The sequence below is a fragment of the Arthrobacter sp. PAMC 25486 genome (genome assembly GCF_000785535.1).
Classification (GTDB): Bacteria; Actinomycetota; Actinomycetes; order Actinomycetales; family Micrococcaceae; genus Specibacter.
The window spans coordinates 4484924-4507233 of record NZ_CP007595.1 but is presented as its reverse complement, the minus strand read 5'-3'; the positions used below and the strand labels follow the sequence as shown (position 1 = coordinate 4507233).

21 protein-coding genes and 1 pseudogene are annotated in these 22310 nt (G+C 64.8%); 5 read left to right on the top strand and 17 right to left on the bottom strand.

The features are described 5' to 3' along the window. Positions 1-73: 73 nt before the first annotated feature. The 4 genes and pseudogenes from art_RS20225 to glp all read right to left on the bottom strand — a co-directional run. Positions 74-517: pseudogene (locus art_RS20225) on the bottom strand (molybdenum cofactor biosynthesis protein MoaE); the annotation flags it as partial. Next, on the bottom strand, positions 507-1007 hold the full coding sequence (locus art_RS20220; protein WP_038467860.1) for a molybdenum cofactor biosynthesis protein B: 501 nt from the start codon (positions 1005-1007) through the stop codon (positions 507-509). The gene art_RS20220 and the pseudogene art_RS20225, both read right to left, overlap by 11 nt. After that, entirely contained in the window at positions 1004-1546 is a 543-nt protein-coding gene (gene moaC, locus art_RS20215; RefSeq protein WP_052136836.1) for a cyclic pyranopterin monophosphate synthase MoaC, read from the bottom strand. The genes art_RS20220 and moaC overlap by 4 nt, the downstream gene beginning before the upstream one ends. Beyond that, a complete protein-coding gene (gene glp, locus art_RS20210) occupies positions 1534-2877 on the bottom strand; it encodes a gephyrin-like molybdotransferase Glp (protein WP_038471203.1) in 1344 nt (447 codons plus the stop codon). The genes moaC and glp overlap by 13 nt, the downstream gene beginning before the upstream one ends. A gap of 134 nt (positions 2878-3011) precedes the next feature. Here glp and art_RS20205 point away from each other — a divergent pair, with 134 nt between their 5' ends. From art_RS20205 to art_RS20195, 3 genes are all read left to right on the top strand, one after another. Continuing rightward, a complete protein-coding gene (locus tag art_RS20205) occupies positions 3012-3542 on the top strand; it encodes a hypothetical protein (protein ID WP_038467857.1) in 531 nt (176 codons plus the stop codon). A gap of 172 nt (positions 3543-3714) precedes the next feature. Beyond that, the gene (moaA, locus tag art_RS20200; RefSeq protein ID WP_225437406.1) at positions 3715-4803 is read left to right on the top strand and encodes a GTP 3',8-cyclase MoaA; all 1089 of its coding nucleotides are present in this window, start codon (positions 3715-3717) and stop codon (positions 4801-4803) included. A 2-nt stretch (positions 4804-4805) separates the two neighbouring features. Then, positions 4806-5087, top strand: a complete 282-nt coding sequence (locus art_RS20195) for a MoaD/ThiS family protein (protein ID WP_038467852.1) — start codon at positions 4806-4808, stop codon at positions 5085-5087. A 17-nt stretch (positions 5088-5104) separates the two neighbouring features. Here art_RS20195 and art_RS20190 read toward each other — a convergent pair whose 3' ends face one another. After that, positions 5105-6193, bottom strand: coding sequence for a LuxR C-terminal-related transcriptional regulator (locus tag art_RS20190; protein WP_038467850.1), 1089 nt, complete (start codon positions 6191-6193; stop codon positions 5105-5107). A 120-nt stretch (positions 6194-6313) separates the two neighbouring features. On the opposite strand from art_RS20190, the gene art_RS20185 reads away from it, so the two are divergent. After that, positions 6314-6625 (top strand): hypothetical protein, encoded by a 312-nt coding sequence (locus art_RS20185; protein ID WP_038467846.1) that lies wholly within the window; start codon positions 6314-6316, stop codon positions 6623-6625. A 165-nt stretch (positions 6626-6790) separates the two neighbouring features. Here art_RS20185 and art_RS20180 read toward each other — a convergent pair whose 3' ends face one another. The 8 genes from art_RS20180 to truB form a co-directional block, all read right to left on the bottom strand. Continuing rightward, the gene (locus tag art_RS20180) at positions 6791-8149 is read right to left on the bottom strand and encodes a pitrilysin family protein (RefSeq protein ID WP_082000474.1); all 1359 of its coding nucleotides are present in this window, start codon (positions 8147-8149) and stop codon (positions 6791-6793) included. 3 nt (positions 8150-8152) lie between these two features. Beyond that, positions 8153-10393 (bottom strand): polyribonucleotide nucleotidyltransferase, encoded by a 2241-nt coding sequence (locus art_RS20175; RefSeq protein ID WP_038467844.1) that lies wholly within the window; start codon positions 10391-10393, stop codon positions 8153-8155. 362 nt (positions 10394-10755) lie between these two features. Next, the gene (gene rpsO, locus art_RS20170; protein WP_038467841.1) at positions 10756-11025 is read right to left on the bottom strand and encodes a 30S ribosomal protein S15; all 270 of its coding nucleotides are present in this window, start codon (positions 11023-11025) and stop codon (positions 10756-10758) included. A gap of 195 nt (positions 11026-11220) precedes the next feature. After that, positions 11221-12162, bottom strand: a complete 942-nt coding sequence (locus tag art_RS20165) for a bifunctional riboflavin kinase/FAD synthetase (RefSeq protein ID WP_038467838.1) — start codon at positions 12160-12162, stop codon at positions 11221-11223. Positions 12163-12244: 82 nt separating this feature from the next. Further along, positions 12245-13441 (bottom strand): GNAT family N-acetyltransferase, encoded by a 1197-nt coding sequence (locus tag art_RS21935; RefSeq protein ID WP_082000473.1) that lies wholly within the window; start codon positions 13439-13441, stop codon positions 12245-12247. Beyond that, positions 13438-13881 (bottom strand): hypothetical protein, encoded by a 444-nt coding sequence (locus art_RS20155; protein ID WP_052136834.1) that lies wholly within the window; start codon positions 13879-13881, stop codon positions 13438-13440. Before art_RS20155 ends, art_RS21935 begins: the two co-directional genes overlap by 4 nt. Next, on the bottom strand, positions 13878-14282 hold the full coding sequence (locus art_RS20150; RefSeq protein ID WP_038467835.1) for a hypothetical protein: 405 nt from the start codon (positions 14280-14282) through the stop codon (positions 13878-13880). The genes art_RS20155 and art_RS20150 overlap by 4 nt, the downstream gene beginning before the upstream one ends. Further along, complete coding sequence (gene truB / locus art_RS20145; protein ID WP_038467832.1) at positions 14279-15247, bottom strand: tRNA pseudouridine(55) synthase TruB; 969 nt, start codon at positions 15245-15247, stop codon at positions 14279-14281. The genes art_RS20150 and truB overlap by 4 nt, the downstream gene beginning before the upstream one ends. 343 nt (positions 15248-15590) lie before the next feature. Here truB and art_RS20140 point away from each other — a divergent pair, with 343 nt between their 5' ends. Next, a complete protein-coding gene (locus art_RS20140; RefSeq protein WP_038467829.1) occupies positions 15591-16748 on the top strand; it encodes a ScyD/ScyE family protein in 1158 nt (385 codons plus the stop codon). Between the two features lie 168 nt (positions 16749-16916). Here art_RS20140 and art_RS20135 read toward each other — a convergent pair whose 3' ends face one another. The 4 genes from art_RS20135 to art_RS20120 all read right to left on the bottom strand — a co-directional run bounded on the left by art_RS20135 (position 16917) and on the right by art_RS20120 (position 22291). Next, positions 16917-18074: an acyl-CoA dehydrogenase family protein gene (locus tag art_RS20135; RefSeq protein WP_052136833.1), complete on the bottom strand. Its 1158-nt coding sequence runs from the start codon at positions 18072-18074 to the stop codon at positions 16917-16919. Between the two features lie 208 nt (positions 18075-18282). Further along, on the bottom strand, positions 18283-18720 hold the full coding sequence (gene rbfA, locus art_RS20130; RefSeq protein ID WP_038467826.1) for a 30S ribosome-binding factor RbfA: 438 nt from the start codon (positions 18718-18720) through the stop codon (positions 18283-18285). Between the two features lie 114 nt (positions 18721-18834). Further along, on the bottom strand, positions 18835-21783 hold the full coding sequence (infB, locus tag art_RS20125; RefSeq protein WP_038467823.1) for a translation initiation factor IF-2: 2949 nt from the start codon (positions 21781-21783) through the stop codon (positions 18835-18837). A gap of 190 nt (positions 21784-21973) precedes the next feature. Then, positions 21974-22291, bottom strand: coding sequence for a YlxR family protein (locus tag art_RS20120; RefSeq protein ID WP_052136832.1), 318 nt, complete (start codon positions 22289-22291; stop codon positions 21974-21976). Positions 22292-22310 lie beyond the last annotated feature (19 nt).

Here is a 22310-nt window from a genome sequence, read left to right as displayed (position 1 = left end):
GCCCTGATCCGGTGCCGGGGCCCTGATCCGGTGCCGGTGGTGCGGCCGGTGGGGCGTCCAGCCCCGGCAGGTTGCCTGCCCCCACCCATTCCACGGAGCCGTCGGAGAAGAACTGTTCCTTCCAGATCGGCACCTCGGCCTTGATCCGTTCGACGAGGGACGAGCACAGCTCAAACGCCTCGGCCCGGTGGGAGGAGGCGACGGCGCAGACCAGCGCAGGTTCACCAACTTCCAGGGGTCCCACACGGTGTGCCACCCAGATCCGCACCGGGTGCCCGTCGGGGTCCTGGACGCTGTCGCGCAGGGAGGCAACCACCTCGCGCAGCACCTTTTCGGCGAGTGGATGCGCACTGTAGGCCAACCGTTCGACGGGAGCTCCGCCGTCGTGGTTGCGCACCACGCCGCTGAAGCTGACCACGGCCCCGGCGGTGTCGGATGCCACGGCGGCAATGGCGGCGTCGACCGAGATCGGCTCGGCGCTGAGCCGTGCCGCAACAATTTCGACGTTAGTGCCCATGGGAGCCCGCCACCTGTTCGCAAAGATGAATGATGATGGGGTCCAGCACGGCCAGCCCATCCATGACGCCGGACGGTGAGCCGGGCAAATTCACAATGACGGTTGACCCGGCCAGCCCGGCATGGCCGCGACTGAGCGCCGCCATGGGTGTTTTGGCCAGCCCGGCAGCGCGGATCGCCTCCATGATGCCCGGGATGCTCCGGTCCAGCAGGGGCAGGGTCATCTCGGGTGTTTCGTCGGTGGGGCTGAGCCCTGTTCCGCCGCTGGTAATGACGACGGCGGGATGTTGCGTGAGCACGGCCCGCAGCGCCGCTCCCACCGGGGCACCGTCGGGGACCACCACCGGTGCCATGGCGTCAAAGCCGTGCTCGTTGAGCCAGTCAACGATGATGGGCCCGGTTTTATCCTCGTAAACGCCGATTGCCGCACGGGTGGAGGCGATGACGACGGCGGCCGTGCCGAGTCCGGTTCCGGGTTCGCAGGCGCTCATGGCGTGGTGGTTTCTTGGCTTTGGCCGGCTTCCACAGCCCAGTCCCCGCTCTTGCCGCCGCTCTTGGCCAGGACCTGAATGCCGGAGATGACGGCGTGTTTGTCGACGGCCTTGATCATGTCGTAGACGCTCAGTGCGGCGACGGAAACGGCTGTCAGAGCCTCCATTTCAACACCTGTCACCCCGCGGGTTTTCACCGTGGCGAGGATGGTGACGGCGGTGTCGCCCAGTTCAAAGTCAACACTCACCTTGGAGATGGGCAGGGGGTGGCACAGCGGAATGAGTTCGGGTGTTTTCTTGGCACCCATGATGCCTGCCACACGGGCCACGGCCAGGGCGTCACCCTTGGGCAGGCCGCCGGAGCCAAGGAGCGCCATGACGGACGGGGTGGTGGTCACGGTGCCGGTGGCGGTGGCCTCGCGGGTGGTCACGACCTTGGCTGACACGTCCACCATGGCGGCGGTGCCGTCCTGGCGCAGGTGGGTCAGTGCGGGCGCCTCTGGGAGTGCGGGTGTCTCTGAAGTAGTCACAACAGCCATACTTCCACTTTTGCGCCGGCCTGCAATGCGGTGACACCCGCCGGGACCTGGATCAAGGCGTTGGCCCGGCCCAGTGAGCCCAGCAAATGGGAGGATGTCCCGCCCACCTCATGGACTGACGGGGCCGATTCAAATTCGGGCCCCGAATAGACGCCGCGCCGGATCTGGTGCTTGCCCAGCGGGGACGTCAGGGGGTGTTCCAGGGCGGCCACCACGCGGTGCCGGGGCGTGGGGGCGCCGAGCAGCGCCGACAGGGCCGGGCGCAGGAACAATTCCAGGGATACATAGGAACTGACGGGGTTTCCGGGGAAGGCCAGGAACGGCACGCCCCGGAAGGTGCCCAGTCCCTGCGGGCCGCCGGGCTGCAGGGCCACGTGCAGGAACTCCATCTCGGCGTGTTTTCCGGCACTGCCCAGTGCCTGGCGCACCACCTCAAAGGCGCCGGCACTGATACCGCCCACTGAGACCACCAGGTCGCAGGTTGGTTCCGGGGCGCCGCTGTGGGCAGGGGCATGACCCACCCGGGATTCCAGCAGCCGCAGCAGGGCCGAGGGCTCATCCCTGACCATGTGGCTGTGGAGCACCTCGACGCCGGATTCCTCCAGGGCCGCACGCAGCAGCGCCCCGTTGGCATCAAAGATCATGCCGGGCGGCAGCCCGTTGGCCGCGGCGGGGTCCCCGGGAGCCAGCACCTCGTCACCGGTGGTCAGCAGCAGCACGCGGACCCGGCGCCGGACCACGAGTTCGGTGCAGCCCAGAGCCGCGGCCAGCCCCAGGTGTGCCGCGTTCAGGATCGTTCCGGCGGCAATGACGGTGCTCCCGCGTTGCACGTCGCTTCCCTGGGCCCGGACGAAGGCGTCCGGGGCGGTGGCCGGCAGTTCGACCGTGGCGCCCGCCTCGGCGAATAGTGCGGGCACGGCCCGTTCGACCGGCACCACGGCGTTTGCCCGTGCCGGGAGCATGGCGCCGGTCATGATGGGGGCGGCGGTGCCGGGCGGCAGTTCTCTTGGAACGGCCCCTGCGGCGATGGTCTCCCCCACCACGTAACTGGTTGATTTCCCCGAATCAACGGATTCCGATTGTGCGGGACGGGCCCGTTCGGAGCCGGCCAGTGCAGGATCCACCCACATGGCGTAGCCGTCCATCTGCGAATTGGTGAAGGGTGGCAGGTCCATGCCCGCCACAAGATCCTGGGCGAGCACCCTCCCGCGGGCCAGAGACAGCGGGACGGGTGTGCCGCCGTCGTCCATCACCGGGGAAGGGAACCCGGCCCAGCTCCGGCGCAGCAGCTCCGTAACGGCCTCCTGGTGTTCGGCAACAGATCTGTGCATGGTTCCCTTCCCGCAGGCGCCGCCCGGCACCCTTTTGATCCATCCTAGGTGAGCAGCAGCAGAGCGGGGCCGCGCCCGCTTTGCTACTGTGAATTTTCCCTGCCGGGCAGGAATCCACGAACCGTGAAGGACCCATGAAACTGCCGTCAACCATGAGCTGGCTGCTGGACGACGCAGTCCTGGTCGGCATTCCACTCATGCCCGCGGTGGTGGCCGCGCTGCTGTATCCCGCATGGCTGGCTCTGCGCGGCGACTGGCGGTCATGGACTGTGGCCCCGCCCGTCGTGACGCTGCGCAGGCAGCTGCCCATCAACCACTATCCTTTTTCCCTACTGTGCGCCGGTCTCATCGTTGCCGCGGTCATGCCGTCCCTGCTGTTTGAGGCGCTGCACTGGGAGGAGGCGCGCAAATTCATGTGGGCGGTGCCGTTTTGGATTCCGGCGGTCCCCCTGATGGTGTCCGTCTACTGGTGGCCGCCCTTCCTCGGGCCGCAATGGTACCGGCGCTGGCGGGCCGCAGGCGGCGCCCGCAGCGTCCTGCCCTGGACCGCCGAAGAGCTGGCAGCAGCCGGGGCGCTCCCCGAAGGGCGGCGCAAGGCCCGGATCCTGCGCAACATCGACGTCTCCAAAACCTTTGTGGAGCGGGCGCTGGCGCAGGGCGTCTGAGCCGTTGGCCGCCGTCGTGCATGGCCCGGCCGCCGGCCCTGCGACCGCTCCGGCAACCGGGACGGCAGCCGGCCGGCAACCGGGACGGCAGGACAGCGGGCCCTCACCCCATCCGAAAAGCCAAAAGTGGCGTAGCGTTGAGGCTATGGAAACTGCACGCGTGACACTGGGCATGCCGGAGGTGCGCCCCGGCACTGACGAGCCGGGTGCCCCGCGTCCCGGCGGAACCGAAACCGGCCTGCGGGACCAGTTTGGGCGGGTCGCCACCGACATGCGCCTGTCGCTGACCGACAAGTGCAATCTGCGCTGCCAATACTGCATGCCGGAGGCCGGGCTGGACTGGCTGAAGAAGGACAAACTGCTGACAGCCGAGGAGATCGTGCGGCTGGTGGGGCTGGGCGTGGACCGTCTCGGTGTGCGCGAGCTGCGCCTCACGGGTGGGGAACCGCTGGTGCGTGCGGACCTTGTCGACATCATCGCAGCGCTGCGGGCCAACCACCCGGAACTGCCCATCTCGCTGACCACCAACGGTGTGGGCTTGGCCAAAAAGGCCCAGGCACTGGCCGACGCCGGGCTGACGCGACTGAACGTCTCCATGGACACGCTGCACCACGACGCCTTCCTGCAACTGACCCGCCGCCCGTTCCTTGACCAGGTCCTGGCCGGGATAGAGGCCGCTGCCGCCGCCGGCCTGGCCCCCATCAAGATCAACGCCGTCCTGCTGCGCGGCATCAACGACGCCCATGCGCCCGAGCTGCTGCAATGGTGCCTGGACCGCGGTTACGAACTGCGCTTCATTGAGCAAATGCCGCTGGACGCCGACCATGGCTGGACCCGCGAGGGCATGATCACCGCCGAGGAAATCCGCGCCATCCTCGCCACCGCCTTTGAGCTCTCCCCCGATCCGCGGGCACGCGACGGCGCCCCGGCCGAACGCTTCGAGGCCAGGCACCCCGGTTCGGCAACACTGCTGGGCACCGTGGGCATCATCGCCTCGGTGACGGAGCCGTTCTGCGCCGACTGCCGCCGCACCCGCATCACAGCCGAGGGCAAGGTTATGAGCTGCCTGTTCTCCCGCACCGAGGTGGACCTGCTGCCGCTGCTGCGCGCCGGTTCTGCCACGCACGACGACGACGCCGTCGCCTCGCGCTGGCAGGACGCCATGTGGGCGAAGCCGCGAGCCCACGGCATGGGCCACCCAGGCTTGGGGGATGCAGATTTTGTGCAGCCCGACCGCAGCATGAGTGCCATTGGAGGATAAGCATGTTCGTACGATTCTTTGCCGCAGCAGCCGCTGCCACGGGCGTTGAGGAGCAGCGGGTGGACCTCGCCGCACTGGCCGGATCCCAGCCGTTCACATTGGCGGACCTGTCCGACTTTCTCGTAGCGAGTTTCCCGGCGTCGGCGTCCGGCCACACTCCCCCGCTGGCCGAGATCCTGACCCGCTGCAGCTTCCTGCTCAACGAGGTCTCGACGCGGGACCTCAGCTTGGCGCTCTCCCCCGGCGACGTCGTGGACGTGCTGCCGCCCTTCGCCGGGGGGTAGCCCCCGCACCGAACCGCTCAAGAACGCCCTCGTGCCAGCGGCCCCAGTGGCAGTGCCAGGAGTGCGCCCCTGCTCTGCACACCGCATTTGCCGAAGAGCGACTTGAAAACATCCTGAATCGTGTACCGGCTGAGCCCCATTCTTCGGGCGAGGGCGGCCGTATCCAGGCCCGCTGCACAAAACTCCAACAACTGGGATTCCCGTTGGCTCAGGGCAAAGCTGCGCTCGAATACCTCGATCCGTTCCGAGGGCAGGGCGTCCTGGATGGTGACGGCAATCGGCGCCGTGGCACCGGCAAGGCCCGTCGTCATCCTGGCCGCCGACATGGACGCCCACACCCCGCCTCCCACAGGGACACGCGAACGGGCCGGATGAGAGTCAACGCCGCACTCCACCGCCAAAAGTTGTGCAGCCACATTCAACACCTCAGCCGGCACGCCTTGGTGCGGGCGGGGTGCCCGCTGCAACAATTCCAGCCACAGGCCCGCTGATGCGGTCTGGCTCACGATGGACAGGTCGTCGGCAAGCACCAATACGGCCTGGCGGTGGCCGGACGAGGAACCGTCAACGGCGCCGGCTTGAAATTCCCGGGCGGAGCATTTCCGCAGGCCTGTGGCAATAGCCGCCGCCATGGTTTGCAGGCTCTGCGCCTCGTCGCTGGAGAAGTCGGCCTGGCCCTGTCCCCGCCACAGCTCGAGCCAGCCCCACAGCCCCCAGCGGTCGGCAAAGGCAACAGACAAGACGTCTACCACCCCGTAGCGGGACAAAAGCGGCCACAAGGCACTGAGCCCGGGCTCACCCCCCGTTGCCTGCTTCAGGGACACCGCCCGCGACGGATTGATGGGCAGAGCGGTCCACCTGTTGACCCGTGTCCGGTACCTCAGGGAGATCAGTGCCGGCAACTCCCCCGCGAACGGACCCTGGGCCATCGGCGCAACACCAACGCTCGTGACCGGGTCCGCCAGCGGCCAGACCCAGGCATCATGTCCGACGACAGTGTGCAGCTCACCCAGCACGCCGGAACGGTAGGCGTGGCTGTTGAGGCGGGCATCCCCCAGTGCCTGAACCCGATCCAGGCAGCGGCGCAGGGCCCATTCGCTGATCATGCCTTCAGTATGCGCGCATTGTCCGCCCTGCACTGGGCTACGTTTCCCAGATTTATGGGATGGTGCGTCGCGGCTCACAGACCTAAAGTCAAGGCATCAGTTTCCACGAAAGGACAGGCAATGCATACCTTGCAGATTGAACACGGCATCAAGGACTTTGGCATGTGGCTGGGGGCCTACACGTCCGATCCGCTGGGGCGTGCGGCCTCAGGGGTGGTGGCCGAACGCGTGTACCGCCCCGTGGGGGACGAACACTACGTTGTCCTGGACCTGGACTTCGCCACGGCCGGCGCGGCGGAGCAATTCCTGCGGCGCCTGCAGTCCCAGGTGTGGTCAACACCGGCAGCGTCCCCGGCACTGGCAGGCGGGCCCAAGACACGCATCGTCGAACAGCTCGGCATCCCGGTGGCCCAGCCGGGCCACGCCGGGTAGCGGCCAGTTCCGGGCGGCAGGCACCGCCGTCGCGTGTCGATGAAAACGAGTAGCCCCGAGCCCCGAGCCAAAAATGCCGCCGTTTGACGCAAATGCCACAGTTCAATCTCTGGCATTTGTGTCAAACGGCGGCATTTTTGCGCAGACGTGCGCAGAGGTAAAAAGTTAGAGGCCGAAGGTTTCGGTTTCCTCGAACGGGCCAACCACGGTGATGGTGCGCGGTGAGGCGGCCAGTTCGCGGGCCAGCTCCTGCACCTCGGCGGCGGTGACCTTGCGGATGCGGTCCAGCGATTCGTCAATGTCAAGGAATTCGCCGGTGACAATTTCGGCCCGGCCCAGGCGTGACATGCGGGATCCGCTGTCCTCCAGTGCCAGCACGATGCCGCCGGACAGCTGTCCCAGCGCCTTGTTCAGCTCTTCCTCGGAGACGCCGTGTTCGGCAAGCTTTTCCAGCTCGGCCGTCAACAGCCCGATGACCTGGCCAACCTTGGCCGGGGCGCAGCCCGCGTACATGCCAAAGTAGCCTGCGTCTGCGTAGGAGGAGGCGAAGGAGTACGTGGAATACACGAGTCCGCGCTTCTCCCGGATCTCCTGGAACAGGCGCGAGGACATGCCGCCGCCAAGAACGGAGTTCAACACGCTCATGACGTAGCGGCGCGAATCGGTGGCGCGCAGGGACGGGCAGCCCAGGATGATGTTGGCCTGCTCCACCTGGCGGTTCACCACATGCAGTCCGGCTGTTCCGGTGATGGCGACCGGATCGCTGGAACGGCGCGGCGCCGGAATGGCGCCCTCGTCCAGGGACCAGCCGGCCGTTTGCAGGGCGTCCTGCACCAGGGCGCACACGGTGTCATGGTCAAGGCCGCCGGCAGCCGTGATGACCAGCGTGTCGGGGCGGTAGTGCTTTTGGTAGTGCGCCCAGACGGATTCGCGGGGCACTGCCATGATTGCTTCGGGGGTGCCGCCGATGGGGCGGCCCAGTGCGTGCTCGCCGAGCACGGCGGCCACAAACTTTTCGTGTGCAACATCGGTTGGGTCGTCGCCGTCCATGGCGATTTCCTCCAGGATGACATCGCGTTCCTGCTCCAGCTCCGCCGGGTCAATCACGGCGGAGGTGACCATGTCGGCGATGACGTCAATGGCCATGGGCAGGTCGGTGTCCAGCACACGTGCGTAGTAGCAGGTGCTTTCCTTGGCCGTGGCGGCGTTGGATTCGCCTCCCACCTCGTCAAAGGCGGAGGCAATCTCCAGCGCTGTCCGGCGCTGGGTGCCCTTGAACAGCAGGTGTTCAAGGAAATGGGTTGAGCCGTGTTGGCCCTCGGATTCATCCCGAGAGCCAACACCAACCCAAAACCCGATTGTCGCACTGCGCTGCCCGGGCATGGCTTCTGTCAGGACCCGCACACCCCCAGGCAGGACCGAGCGGCGCACAACGGCGCCGCCGACCTGGCCGGAGATTACTGTGGAGTCGCGCCCGCCATGTCCGTCAGCAGCACTTATCAGCGGCAAAAGGGTGATCGCCATGAATTATTCAGCAGCACCTTCGGTAGCTGCTTCTTCACTGGCGTTCTCTTCGCCGGCAACAACCGGTGAGAGTGAGAGCTTGCCGCGGTCATCGATCTTGGTGATTTCAACCTGGATCTTCTGGCCGACGGAAACAATGTCATCAACGTTGTCCACGCGCTTGCCATCGGCCAGCTTGCGGAGCTCGGAGATGTGCAACAGACCATCCTTGCCCGGTGTGAGCGAGATGAACGCACCGAACGTGGTGGTCTTAACAACGGTGCCCAGGTAACGCTCGCCAATTTCAGGAATCTGGGGGTTGGCGATGGCGTTGATCGCTGAACGAGCGGCGTCAGCTGACGGACCGTTCGTTGCACCGATGTAAACCGTGCCGTCATCTTCAATGGAGATGTCAGCGCCGGTGTCTTCCTGGATCTGGTTGATCATCTTGCCCTTCGGCCCAATGACCTCACCGATCTTGTCAACGGGGATCTTGACCGCAATGACGCGGGGCGCGAACTCGGAGAGCTCGTCCGGGACGTCGATGGCGCTGGTCAGGACGGACAGGATGTGCAGGCGTGCTTCGCGCGCCTGCTTCAGTGCGGCAGCCAAAACGGACGCCGGGATGCCGTCAAGCTTGGTGTCCAGCTGGATGGCCGTGACAAACTCTGCGGTTCCGGCAACCTTGAAGTCCATGTCGCCGAAGGCATCTTCGGCGCCGAGGATGTCGGTTAGGGCTGCGTAGCGGGTCTGGCCGTCAACCTGGTCGGAAACCAGGCCCATGGCGATGCCCGCAACGGGAGCCTTCAACGGCACACCGGCGTTGAGCAGCGACAGGGTCGATGCACATACCGAGCCCATGGAGGTTGAGCCGTTGGAGCTCAATGCCTCGGAGACCTGGCGAATGGCGTAGGGGAATTCCTCGCGCGTTGGCAGAACGGGCATGATGGCACGCTCGGCCAGGGCGCCGTGGCCGATTTCGCGACGCTTGGGCGAGCCCACGCGGCCGGTTTCACCGGTGGAGTACGGCGGGAAGTTGTAGTTGTGCATGTAGCGCTTGCGCGTTACCGGGCTCAACGAGTCAATCTGCTGTTCCATCTTCAGCATGTTCAACGTGGTGACACCCAGGATCTGGGTTTCGCCGCGCTCGAAGATGGCTGAACCGTGCACGCGGGGCAGGACTTCAACTTCAGCGGTGAGCTGGCGGATGTCCGTCAGGCCACGGCCGTCGATGCGGACCTGTTCGGTGAGGATGCGCTGGCGGATGACGTGCTTGGTGAGGGCGCGGAACGCTGCGGAGATTTCCTTGTCGCGGCCTTCGAATTTGCCGGCCAGTGCGGCTACGGTCTCGTCCTTCAACGCGTCGGAGGCGTTGTCGCGCTCCTGCTTGTCGGCGATGGAGAACACAGCTGCCAGCTTGGTCGCCGAAGCGGACTCAACGGCGTTGTAAACGTCATCCTGGAAGTCGAGGAAGACGGGGAATTCAACAGTGGGCTTGGCTGCGCGTGCGGCCAGGTCTGCCTGTGCTTCACACAGTGCCTTGATGAACGGTTTGGCAGCTTCGAGGCCCTGTGAAACGATCTCTTCGGTGGGGGCCTGGTGGCCCTGTTCCTTGATGAGCTTCCAGGAGTTGTCGGTTGCTTCGGCTTCCACCATCATGATGGCGACGTCGTCACCGGCAATCTTGCCGGCAACAACCATGTTGAACACGGCGTTTTCCAGCTCGGAGTGCTTCGGGAACGCAACCCACTGCGGGCCCTGGCCGTCGTCGATCAGTGCAACACGGACGCCACCGATGGGGCCGGAGAACGGCAGACCGGAGAGCTGTGTTGACATGGACGAGGCGTTGATGGCGACCACGTCGTACAGGACGTCGGGGTTGATGGCCAGAACGGTAACAACGATTTGAACTTCGTTGCGCAGGCCCTTGACGAATGCCGGGCGCAGCGGGCGGTCCATCAAACGGCAGGCCAGGATGGCTTCCGTTGAGGGGCGGCCTTCGCGGCGGAAGAAGCTGCCCGGGATGCGGCCGGCGGCGTACATGCGCTCTTCCACATCAACTGTCAGCGGGAAGAAGTCAAAGCCTTCACGCGGGTGCTTGCCGGCAGTGGTGGCTGAGAGCAAAACGGTGTCTTCGTCAATGTAGACCATGGCAGCACCTGCTGCCTGCTGGGCAAGGCGTCCGGTTTCAAAGCGGATGACGCGCTTGCCGTAGCGGCCGTTGTCAATGACGGCCTCTGAATACTGAATCTCGGGACCCTCCATGAGAGAGTCACCTCCATTTCGTGGTAGATGTTCTTCTTGTGAACCCCGCTGCCAAACCGGCGCCGCATTCTTCCCAGGACACCACCGGATCATGCTGTGGTTCTCTGTACAACACCCGGTCTTCGATCGAGGCCCACGGGCGGGAAACTGGTGTAAGTTTCTTCCCGGAAGCCACTACCGAGGACCGCGAGTGCGTGAATGCATTGCGTGTCTGTCGAGGCGAAGTGGTGGTGCGGGTGCGCAGGCGCAAGGCGCTGGCACACTGTTTCACAGCATAGCTTTGCCACACTGTGAAAGGCGGCCTTCCCACGGCCACAACACGAATGTCATGGCATGGGAAGGCCGCCTTTCAAAACACGTGACTAGCGGCGCAGGCCGAGGCGCTCGATGAGCGTACGGTAGCGGGCGATGTCGGTGTCCTTGAGGTACGCAAGCAGGCGACGACGGCGACCAACCAGGCCCATGAGGCCGCGGCGGGTGTGGTGGTCGTGCTTGTGCATCTTCAAGTGCTCGGTCAGGTCGGTGATGCGACGTGAGAGCATTGCAACCTGAACCTCAGGCGAACCGGTGTCGCCTTCGACGGTTGCAAAAGCCTGCATGATTTCTTGCTTTACAGCGGCGTCTAATGCCACAAGTAACTCCTTGAATGTGCCGTGAACATGTAGCCTGCGCCCAACACAATTGCTTGGACAAACACAGCCGAATCCAGCCACCACGGACTGCAGCCGGATTCCACCTTTCAGTTTAGTGCAGAAAGGGCGCAGATGTCGAAGCGTGTGAGCCACCCCTCACGGCGCACCTTGCGCGCCGGCGCCACGCCGGGCGGCTCAAACCAGAATTGCGCGGGCCTGGTCCACATCAACGTGCATCTGCTCAATCAGCGCTGCGGGCCCCGTGTAGGCAACCATGCCGCGCAGCCGCTGCACAAATTCCACCACCACGTGCTGGCCGTACAGGTCGAAAGCCTCGATGGGTTCTTCGGGCCGGTCAAGCACATATGCCTCCACCTGGCGGCTGACTCCGACGAAGGTGGGGTTGGAGCCCACGGAGATCGCAGCCGGCCAGCGGTGCCCGTGCGTGTCCGTCAGCCAGCCCGCATAGACGCCGTCCGCCGGGATGATCCCGCACGCATCGGGTGAGAGGTTCGCCGTCGGGAATCCCAGTTCACGCCCGCGGGCGGCGCCGTGCACCACTTCCCCGCTCATTGTGTGGGTGCGGCCCAGCACCGCAGCGGCCGTGTCAACCTCACCTTTGCGCAGCGCCTCGCGCACCCAGGTCGAGGACCAGCGCCGGTCATGACCCTCATCATTGACAACCACGACGTCGAACCCCAGGTCCGCGCCGAGACTCACCATGGTGGATAAGTCACCGGAGTTTCCCTGCCCGAAGCGGACATCCTGGCCCACCACCACGGTGCAGGCGCCCAACGTTTCAACAAAGACGCTGCGCACAAACTGTTCAGGGGTTTGGGCGGCAAATTCCAGGGTGTAGGGAAGAACAAGGACCCCGTCCAAGCCCAACGCCGCCATGGCGGCCAGTTTGTCAGCCAGGCCCATGATTTGTTCGGGCGCAGTATCGGGACGGTGAATGAGGGCGGGATGCGGATCGAAGGTCAGTGCCACCGCGGCGGCACCCCGTGACAGCGCCTCGGCACGGACCTGGGCAAGGACTTCCTGGTGGCCTCGGTGCAGCCCGTCAAAGTTACCCAAGGTGACCACGCAGGGGCCAAAGTCCTGGGGAACTTCAGCCAGGGAGTTCCAAATCTGCACTACTATTCCTCATCCAGTCAGTTGCTCGCCGGGTGGATTGTGCCGGCGAAATGTGTGGGAAGCTGCGCTGCCCTGTCCAAGATTACCTGTTGCGCGGCGCCGGACCGGTCCATGGTTCCTGGGGTGTCCGTTCGTCCCCTGCAGCAAGTGAGAGAATCCAACGGTCCGACGGTGTGCCGCGGTCGTTGTAGTCGCCGCGGATGTGCCCGTCAAAGTGGAAGCCCAGTTTCCAGGCCAGCTTCCTGCTGCCCCAGTTGGGCACCAGCGCCGTCCAGTGCACCCAGCTGAGGTTGAGCTGGTTGAACGCATAGTCAAGGAGCAGCCGCACGGCAGCTTCCGCGGCACCGGTGCCGCGGGCGTGGGCACCAAAGTTGATGCCGATGGCGGCAGCGCCCGGGTTCTTGCACTGCAAGTCAACTGTTCCCAACAGTTCATCCGTTGCGGGGTGGGCGACAGCGAACGAAAGCGTCTCCCCCGTGCGCCAGCCGTCCGGGGTGATGGTGTTGATGAAGTACTCGGCGTGCTCCATCGTGTAGCCCAGTGGCACAGTTGTCCATCGAACGGCTTCCGGGTTCACACAGTTTTCCACCAGGACCGGGGCATCGGCCATGGACAGGGCCCGCAACACCACCGCGTCGTTGCGCAGCACCGGCACGACCGCCGTCATGTCCAACGGCACTGGTTCCGGTGCCGGATGGGTGCTGGAGGCGAACTGTTCACGGCTTTGGGTGAACATCAGCCCGTCGGCCACCTGTTCGGCGACATGGCCGTAACCCGGAATCTGAGCCGCCAGGACAAAGCCGCAACGCTTGGCCAGCTCGGCACTTGCCGTGTTGCCGTCGGTGGTGCGCCAGTGCAGGATTTCCAGGCCAAGGTTTCCGAAGGCGTAACCGCACAGCAGTTCAATGGCCCGCTGGGCGGTGCCCGTGCCGCGGCCGGCCGGCAACATCTTGATGCCGACGCTGGCCGAACCGCCGTCGAGCGTTGAAAAAATGTCCTGCACACTGAGCGTGCCCACAACCTCGGGGACGCCGTCGAACTTCTCGCAGATGGCAAAGCGCAGGTAGCGCCCGTCCTCCCAGCCGGCGGCGATGGAGCCGTCGATCAGCTCGCCTGCCGCCCGCACGGTCATGGCCGCGTCGGAGGCGGTCCACTTGATGTTCAGCGGATCACCGTGGATCGCGGCGAAGGCGTCCGCGTCGGCTGTGGTGAAGCGGCGCAGGGTGGTGCGGCCGTCGCCAAGGACTGGGTTGGTGTGTGAGGGGGCCAGGGTGTTCATTTCACTTCCCGGTGGCGGTACAGCCAGATCAAGCCGATGATGGGCAGCAGCAGCGGAATGAAGCCGTACCCCTTGCCGAAGGCGCTCCACACGGTGGCGTGCGGGAAGGCTGCGGCATCAAACATGCTCAGGGCGCCGATGACCAGCACGCCGGCCAGTTCAATGCAGATGGCGATGGTGGCGGTCAGCGCCCATTTTGCGCCCGGGTTGGCCAGGGCCACGGTTGCCACAATGTAGACCATGGCGGCGAAGGCTGAGAGCAGGTACGCCACGGGTGCATCGGCAAAGTGTGTGGCGATCTGGAAGCCGGCGCGGGCCGTGGCTGAGATGGCAAAGACTGCGTAAACAGTAATCAGGAGACGGCCGGCTCCCGAGGTCCGCCCGTGCGGGGCGGTGTCTGAGCCGGTGTCGCCGGTTGTCGCTATCCTGTTGGATTTCATAGTCCAATTCCTTGTTGCAATGCTGCTGCGGGTATCGTCATGCCGTACCAAATCTGTGCCATGCGGGCCAGCATGACCGCCACTGTGACGCCCACGGCCCCCATGACGTAGTTGGACCAGTGCGTGCGCTCCATCATGGCCCAGTAGAAGCCGGCCACGGGCAGCATGGCCGCGGTGAACATGTAGCCCCAGAATTCCCAGGCCTCGCCGGCGAGCGATTCACCGCTGAACAGCCGCACTGCCGAGGCGATGGCGTAGACAATAATGAAAAGTTCGACGGCGGCCAGGGCCAGTATGGTGACATCGTTGGGTTTCTTTTTCATCACCCCGGCAACGACGCACACGGCGGTGGAAGCCACTCCCACCGAGGCACCGATGATGAACCAGGCGTCAAGTGTCACTTGGCCGGCTCCCCTGCGGCTGGCGTGGCGTTGTGCGTGGCGCTGGGTGCAGTGCTTGGCGCGGGTGCCGGGTCCGGCGGGAACACGAGGATGGGTTTCGCGTACTTGCCGGCGTCGGCCAGCAGCGCAACAAGTGTGCCGTCGGGGGCAAAAGCCGCGGCCGGGTCTTCGCTGGTGTGGGTACCCTCCACACTGGCGGGGATGCGCCGGCCAAAAGACAGCTCAATGGCTTCGGCGGCCGAGAGTTCACGCACCGACATCAAGGCCCTGGCGGCGTCGGCGATGTCAAGGATGTTCAGCTCGTCGGCCAGCTGCTCCAACGTGCGGGCCTGTTCCAAGGTGTAGGGGCCAACGCTGCTGCGGCGCAGCGCCGTCAGGTGACCACCCACGCCAAGGTCGGCGCCGAGATCCCTGGCGAGTGCGCGAATGTATGTTCCTGAGGAACAGCGCACGGAGGCATCCACGTCAACGTACGCAACGCCGTCGTGCGTGCCGCGGCGAATGTCCAAGACGTCAAAGGAGTGGATGGTGACGGGGCGGGCGGCCAGCTTCACGTCTTCCCCGGACCGGACCCGGGCATAGGCCCGCTCGCCGTTGACCTTGATGGCGCTGACACTGCTGGGCACCTGTTCGATGGGCCCGCGCAGCTTCGCGATGCCAGCCTCGACGGCCTCGTCCGTGACACCGTCGGCAGAGGTGGTCGCCGTGGTCTCGCCTTCGGCGTCGTCGGTGACGGTGGTGGAGCCGAGCCTGATGGTGGCCTCATAGGTTTTTGAGGTGCCAACGATGTAGGTCAGCAGGCGGGTGGCCTTGTTGATGCCCACCACCAACACGCCGGTTGCCATGGGGTCAAGGGTGCCGGCATGCCCAACTTTTCGGGTCCCTGCCAGCCTTCGCATCCGGCCGACCACATCGTGGCTGGTCCATCCCTGCGGTTTGTCTACGATTACCAGTCCAGAAAGCACGCTTCGAAGTATATCCGCACCGGCGCCTTCCTTGCTGGTCCGGCGCCAGTTGCGGGCTCGGCGGGAGAGCAACATCACCACGGGCCGCTTCCCAGCACACGGGCCAATGGCGCCGGCGGCAACCGCCAAAAAGTTTTTGACCCCGCCGCCCCCGCGGATTTACGCTTGTCCCACGTGCTGCGCCGTCATCCGGAGCGGCACAACTGACGGACTGATGCAGCTGGGGGACAACGATCCGCTTCACCTCGAGTTGAGGTAGGCAGTCTGGATGTGGCCTGCAACCACAGCCAGCATCAAAAGTCCATCGGCCCGTCATCACCGGGCCCCTCCCCTAGGGGAAATTATGAAGTCAAGAATTGCGGCCCTGGCGGCTGCCTGCACATTTGCCATGATTCTCAGCGCAGGGCCTGCCTTGGCCCATTCGGGAAACAGCTCGGGAAACGGCTACAACAACTCAGGACACAACAACAACGCCGGCTACAACGGGGGCCACGGCAATCACCAGCCTTCCCCTGTCACCGAAGTTGCTTCGCAGCTGATCAGCCCCTTGAAAGTTGCTTTTGGGCCGAAGGGCAGCTTCCTTGTGGCGGAATCCTTTGCCGGGACGCTCAGCAGCATTTCAGCGAAGGGTGTCAAGACCACTGTGGCGAGTGCCCCCGGGCAGGAATTCGCAGGTGTCTCCTACCTGGACGGCAAGACGTACTACTTCAACAATGACCAGGGCACCGGTCCCGAACCGGGAGGCGTCCTGCTCCCGGCCAGGCTCATGCAGATCGACCAACGCGGCAACAGCCGCCAGATCACTGACCTGGCCGATTTTGAGGCAGCCAACGACCCCGACGGCAACACCATGTACGGTGTCCGTGACGCCGCACCCGAATGCCTGGCCCAGGCACCCTACATGCAGTCAATGGGCGAGGTGTTCTCGCACCCGTATTCCTCGGCACCAGCCAATAACGGCGTGTATGTTGGCGATGCCGGCGCCAACGCCATCCTGTTCGTGAACAAGCACGGCAACGTCAAGCTCATCAAGGCACTGCCCGCCGAGGCCATCACCATTGACGCCGCAGTGGTCGCCGTTGCCGCCGAGGCGGACATGGCGGTTCCGGAGTGCATGGTGGGACTGAAGTACTACGCCCAGCCCGTCCCCACCGACATTGAGGTCAGCGGGCAGTGGTTGTACTACACGGTGCTTCCCGGCGTTCCCGGAGAGTCCCTCGGCGTGGGCAAGGCCTACCGGATGAATCTGCACAGCGGCAAGACCCAGTTGCTCGCGCAGAACCTCTCCGCACCGACAGGCATCGCCGTTGACCGCAACAACAACGTCTACGTGGCCCAGCTCATGGGCGACGGCATCAGCCAAATCAAGAACGGCAAGGTCAGCAGCGTGTTCCCTGCCATGATGGCCTCCGACGTTGAAGTCAGCGGCAAAACCCTGGCGATGCTCACCAACGCCTTGGCCGACACCGGCGGCAGCCTCATCACGAAGGGGATCCGCTAACCCGGTGGCGGTACGACGGCGGGAGCCCACCTTCCAGTGGCAGGGGGGCTCCCGCCGTCGTGCTTTGCGCGGAACGCCAGGGCCACCCCGGAAAATGACACCGATCCCGCCACATGACACCGGGATCGGTGTCATTTCGAGGGGCGGGTGCCCAACGAGGGGCGTGGCTTAGCCGAAGGCGTTCTCGCCCGTGAGCTTGTGGCCCAGGATCAGTGTGTGGACCTCGTCGGTGCCCTCATAGGTGCGCACCGACTCCAGGTTGTTTGCGTGGCGCATGGGCGAGTATTCCAGGGTGATGCCGTTGCCACCCAGGATGGTGCGGGCCTCGCGGCAGATCTCGATGGCCTCGCGGCAGTTGTTCAGCTTGCCCACACTGATCTGGTGGGGTGCCAGTGCCCCGGCATCTTTGAGCCGGCCCAGGTGGAGCGCCAGCAGGAATCCCTTGTTGATTTCCAGGGCCATGTTCACGAGTTTTTGCTGTGTCAGCTGGTAGCCGGCCAGCGGTTTGCCGAATTGCAGGCGCTGCTTGGAGTAGGCCAGGGCGTCCTCGAAGGCGTCGCGGGCGGCGCCCATGGCACCCCACACGATGCCGTAACGCGCCTCATTCAAGCACATCAGCGGCCCCTTCAAACCCACCGCGCCCGGCAGGATCGCGTCGGCCGGCAGCCGCACCTCGTCAAGGATGATGTCACATTGGATGGAGGCCCGCATCGACAGCTTGTGGCCGATGGCTGAAGCCGTGAACCCCGGCGTATCCGTGGGGACGAGGAAGCCGCGCACGCCGGCATCGGTCTGCGCCCAGATCACGGCCAGCTGGGCCACGGAGGCCAGCCCGATCCAGCGTTTGCGCCCGTTGAGCACCCAGTCGCTGCCGTCCCGCCGGGCAAAAGTTGTCATGGCTCCCGGATCCGAACCGGCCGTGGGCTCGGTCAGGCCGAAGCAGCCGATGGCCTCCCCCGCCGCCAGCTGCGGCAGCCACTGCTGCTTGTGTTCTTCCGAGCCATGTTGGTGAATGGCCGACATCGTCAACGAGCCCTGCACCGAAACAAAGGTGCGGATGCCTGAATCCCCTGCCTCCAGCTCAGCCGCAGCCAGACCGTATGCAACCGCGCTGGCACCTGCACAGCCGTAACCGTCCAGGTGCATGCCCAGCACACCCAGTTTAGCCAGTTCGGGCACTATCTCCAGCGGAAACTGTGCCTGCTCAAACCAGCCGGCAATGTGCGGCTTGATCTCCTCCTGCACAAAGCTGCGCACCTTGTCGCGCAGCGCGAGCTCATCGGCGTTCAGCAGCGAGTCGAAGGAGATGAGGTCCGAGGCGTCCATGGGTGCGGGCTCCAGTTCTGGTCTTTCACAACGGTGTGCAGGGTCTATGGGCCATTCAACACCACTGACCACCAGAGTCCCAAGAGAGCTGGCGACGGCCCGCTGCGAGCCGGCGAGCAGGGGCGCCGCGAACGACGACGGCGGCAGCCCGCCTTCCGCTGGAAGGTGGGCTGCCGCCGTCGTGCTCGGGACAAGGCGTCAGAGGAGATTAAGCCTCTTCGGACTCGTCCTCAGGCTTCTTGTACGGGTCTGCCTCACCAGCGAACTCGGCGTTGGCGGAGATCTCGGCCAGCTTGGCGTCGCGCTCCTTGGCCACACGCAGCAACGCTTCAAGGTTGGAGGCGTTCTCGGGGATCTCGTCCGCGATGAACTCCAGCGTGGGGGTCAGGCGAACGGTGATGTTCTTGCCCACCTCCGCACGCAGGACGCCTTTGGCGCGCTCCAGGCCGATCTTGGCCTCGGAACTGGCGGTCTCGTCACCGAACACCGTGTAGTAGATGGTGGCGTGCTGCAGATCGTTGGTCACGCGCGCGTCGGTGACGGTGATGCCTTCCACGCGGGGATCCTTGACCCTCGAGCGGAGGCCTTCAGCCACCACAACCTTGATGCGCTGTGCCAGCTTGGACGCGCGGGCTGAATCAGCCATGATGATCTCCTTAATTCGGCAAAGACGTTGACGGTTTGGAACCATCTAAAGGGAATACAAAGCCGGCTGGGTGCCCAGGTGGGCGCCCAGCCGGCTCAGTAATGGGCGAAGCTGTTACACGCGGGGCTTCTCGCGCATTTCGAACGTCTGGATGATGTCCTCGGCCTGCAGGTCGTTGAACGATCCCAAACCGATACCACACTCGAAGTCGGTGCGGACTTCGGTTGCGTCATCCTTGAAGCGCTTGAGCGAGTCAACGGTGAGGTTGTCGCCAATGATCTTCCCGGCACGAAGCACGCGAGCCTTCGTGTTACGGCGGATGATGCCGGAACGGACGATGGAACCAGCGATGTTGCCATGCTTGGAAGAGCGGAATACCTCGCGGATTTCGGCGGTACCGAGTTCGGCTTCCTCGTACTCAGGCTTGAGCATGCCCTTGAGAGCCAGCTCAATATCATCAATGGCGCCATAGATGACCGAGTAGAAGCGCATGTCGACGCCTTCACGGTCAGCCAGTTCGGCAACGCGCTCGGCCGGCTTGACGTTGAAGCCGATGATGATGGCGTTGTCCACGGTGGCCAGGTTGACGTCGTTCTGCGTGATGGCACCGACACCGCGGTGGATGACGCGCAGCTGCACGCCTTCGCCAACATCGATCTTGAGCAACGAGTCTTCCAGTGCTTCAACAGCACCGGACACGTCACCCTTGAGGATGAGGTTAAGGGTGTCAACCTTACCGTCTGCAACGGCCTGATCGAAGTCTTCCAGGCTGATGCGCTTGCGGCGCTTGGCCAGTGCGGCGTTGCGGTCTGCTGCTTCACGCTTTTCAGCGATCTGGCGGGCCGTACGCTCATCCCCGGTAACGAAGAACGTGTCACCTGCACGGGGAACGTTGGACAGACCCAAAACCTGGACCGGACGTGAGGGTCCAGCCTCGGTGATGGCGTCACCGTTCTCATCGAACATCGCACGGACACGGCCGTGGGCGGTGCCGGCAACAATGGTGTCACCGACGTGCAAGGTACCGGACTGAACCAGAACAGTAGCCACGGAACCGCGCCCCTTGTCCAGGTTGGCTTCAATCGCGATGCCTCGGGCGTCCTTGTTCGGGTTGGCGCGCATGTCCAGGGCAGCGTCGGCTGTCAACAGCACAGCTTCGAGGAGTTCCTCGATGTTGATGCCATTGCGGGCTGACACGTCAATGAACATGGTGTCGCCACCGTATTCTTCAGGAACCAGGCCGTATTCGGTCAGCTGGCCACGGATCTTCTCCGGGTTGGCTGCTTCCTTGTCGATCTTGTTCACTGCGACCACAATCGGTACACCGGCGGCCTGGGCGTGGTTGAGCGCCTCAATGGTCTGCGGCATGACGCCGTCGTCCGCTGCGACAACCAGCACGGCGATGTCGGTGACCTTCGCCCCTCGGGCACGCATGGCGGTGAACGCCTCGTGGCCGGGGGTGTCAATGAAGGTGATCTTACGATCTGTACCTTCGTGCTCGTGCACGATCTGGTAGGCACCGATGTGCTGGGTGATGCCACCGTGCTCATCGGCAACAACGTCCGACTTGCGGATCGCGTCCAACAGGCGTGTCTTACCGTGGTCGACGTGACCCATGACGGTGACAACGGGGGGACGAACTTCAAGGTCTTCGTCGCCTTCAGCTTCAAGCTCCGCGTCGAAGTCGATGTCGAAGCTGCTGAGCAGTTCGCGCTCTTCATCCTCGGGGGACACGACCTGGACCTTGTAGCCCAGCTCGGTGCCCAACAGGGCGAAGGTGTCTTCGTCCAGTGACTGTGTCGCAGTTGCCATTTCACCGAGGTGGAACAGCACCGTCACCAGTGCTGCCGGGTTTGCCTCGATCTTGTCGGCAAAGTCCGAGATGGACGCGCCACGACGCAAACGGATAACGGTGGTGCCGTTACCGCGGGGTACCGATACGCCGCCCAGTGAAGGAGCACTCATCTGCTCCAGCTCTTGGCGCTTGGCACGCTTCGACTTGCGCTGCTTGCCACGGCCTGCGCCGCCCTTGCCGAAGGCACCCTGGGTGCCACCGCGACCGCGGCCACCCTTGCCAAAGCCACCACCGGCGGGAGCGCCGCCTGGTGCGCCACCCGGAGTGGCTCCGGGAGCACCCGGACGACCGCGGCCCGGAGCACCGGGACGGTCAGTTCCGCGACCGGGCGCAGCAGGGCGCTCGGTGCGGTTGGGCATCATGCCGGGAGTCGGACGGGCCGCACCACCGGGGCGCGGGGCACCCGGACGGGGACCACCGGCACCGGCTGCACCAGCCGGGCGGGGTGCACCTGGGCGGGGTGCACCTGCCGGAGGACGGGGACCACCGGGACGGGGACCAGCGGCACCGGCTTCGGCGCTGCGGGGAGCACCCGGACGGGGCATGCCCTGCGAGGGTGCAAAGGGGTTGTTGCCGGGGCGCGGAGCACCGGCCCCCGCAGGACGCGGTGCACGGTTTTCGCCGCCACGGTTGTCGGTGCGGTTGTCGCCGCCACGGTTGTCGGTGCGGTTGTCGCCGCCACGGTTGTCGGTGCGCTCGTTGCGGCTGCCGGAACGGGGCATGCCCTGTGACGTTGCGAAGGGGTTGTTGCCGGGGCGCGGGGCACCGGGTGTTGCAGCCTTCGGCGCAGCAGCCTGTGCAGCCGGGGCTTCCGCCACGGGAGCTGCAGGAGCAGCCGGCGCAGGAGCAACCGCCGCAGCGGGTGTTGCTGCGACAGGCGCGGCCGGCGCCGGTGCACTCTTGGCGCCCGGCTTCGCAGCCGGAGCCTTCGGGCCGGGCACAACTGCCGGGGCACCGTTCTTTGCAGCAGCCGCGGGGGCAGCTGCCTTGGTTTCAGCAGTTTTAGTCTGTGCTGCCGGCGCGGCCGGAGCAGAGTCGGCAGGCTTGGCTGCCGTGGGGAATGCGTCGCGAAGTTTCCTTACGACGGGGGCCTCAATGGTGGAAGACGCTGAGCGAACGAATTCGCCCATCTCGGTCAACTTGCCGAGTGCTTCTTTAGAGGTGATACCGAGCTCTTTTGCAAGCTCGTGGACGCGGGCCTTGGCCACATTTCTCCTGTCTAGGCCCGCACCGGACAGGTACGAACCTTAATTCTTACTGCGCCATTCCATGCCGGAATGGGCGGGGTGTGAGCACATCAGATTGCTCATTTTTGGGCACTCATCGCTGGGTACTCATCGGGTTTCCATCGGTTTTCTGACCCGCTTTCGCAAAAGGGACAATTTAGGGTTCGTATCTTCAGGCCTGCGTGGGCAGGCCCTCTTCGGCGAACAATTCAACTGCGTGCACATTGGTGACCCCCGGAAGGGCCCGGCCAATGGCTCGGCGTTTGATGGCCAGCCGCCAACATTCCAGACCGGGGTGCAGCCATGCTCCCCTGCCAGGCATACGGGCCTGCACATCAACCAATGCCACCGTTTCACCGGTGCCGTTCGTTGACCTGACCAGCCGTATGAGTTGGTCCCGGGCTGTGGCCTTCCTGCATCCAATGCATGTCCGGACAGCCGGATTGGGCAACGTAAGCTCGGCGTGCGCTGAAGAATCCTGCGCTGCCATTGCTTCCTTTGCCAATTCT

Coding starts and splice junctions, on each gene's coding strand:
- art_RS21935 (WP_082000473.1), bottom strand. CDS start 13,441: ATGAACACCCTGGCCCCCTCACACACCAACCCAGTCCTTGGCGACGGC.
- art_RS20195 (WP_038467852.1), top strand. CDS start 4,806: ATGTTCGTACGATTCTTTGCCGCAGCAGCCGCTGCCACGGGCGTTGAG.
- art_RS20140 (WP_038467829.1), top strand. CDS start 15,591: ATGAAGTCAAGAATTGCGGCCCTGGCGGCTGCCTGCACATTTGCCATG.
- art_RS20185 (WP_038467846.1), top strand. CDS start 6,314: ATGCATACCTTGCAGATTGAACACGGCATCAAGGACTTTGGCATGTGG.
- art_RS20120 (WP_052136832.1), bottom strand. CDS start 22,291: ATGGCAGCGCAGGATTCTTCAGCGCACGCCGAGCTTACGTTGCCCAAT.
- art_RS20135 (WP_052136833.1), bottom strand. CDS start 18,074: ATGGACGCCTCGGACCTCATCTCCTTCGACTCGCTGCTGAACGCCGAT.
- art_RS20175 (WP_038467844.1), bottom strand. CDS start 10,393: ATGGAGGGTCCCGAGATTCAGTATTCAGAGGCCGTCATTGACAACGGC.
- moaC (WP_052136836.1), bottom strand. CDS start 1,546: ATGGCTGTTGTGACTACTTCAGAGACACCCGCACTCCCAGAGGCGCCC.
- art_RS20205 (WP_038467857.1), top strand. CDS start 3,012: ATGAAACTGCCGTCAACCATGAGCTGGCTGCTGGACGACGCAGTCCTG.
- art_RS20220 (WP_038467860.1), bottom strand. CDS start 1,007: ATGAGCGCCTGCGAACCCGGAACCGGACTCGGCACGGCCGCCGTCGTC.
- moaA (WP_225437406.1), top strand. CDS start 3,715: ATGCCGGAGGTGCGCCCCGGCACTGACGAGCCGGGTGCCCCGCGTCCC.
- art_RS20190 (WP_038467850.1), bottom strand. CDS start 6,193: ATGATCAGCGAATGGGCCCTGCGCCGCTGCCTGGATCGGGTTCAGGCA.
- glp (WP_038471203.1), bottom strand. CDS start 2,877: ATGCACAGATCTGTTGCCGAACACCAGGAGGCCGTTACGGAGCTGCTG.
- art_RS20180 (WP_082000474.1), bottom strand. CDS start 8,149: ATGGCGATCACCCTTTTGCCGCTGATAAGTGCTGCTGACGGACATGGC.
- rbfA (WP_038467826.1), bottom strand. CDS start 18,720: ATGGCTGATTCAGCCCGCGCGTCCAAGCTGGCACAGCGCATCAAGGTT.
- art_RS20155 (WP_052136834.1), bottom strand. CDS start 13,881: ATGAAATCCAACAGGATAGCGACAACCGGCGACACCGGCTCAGACACC.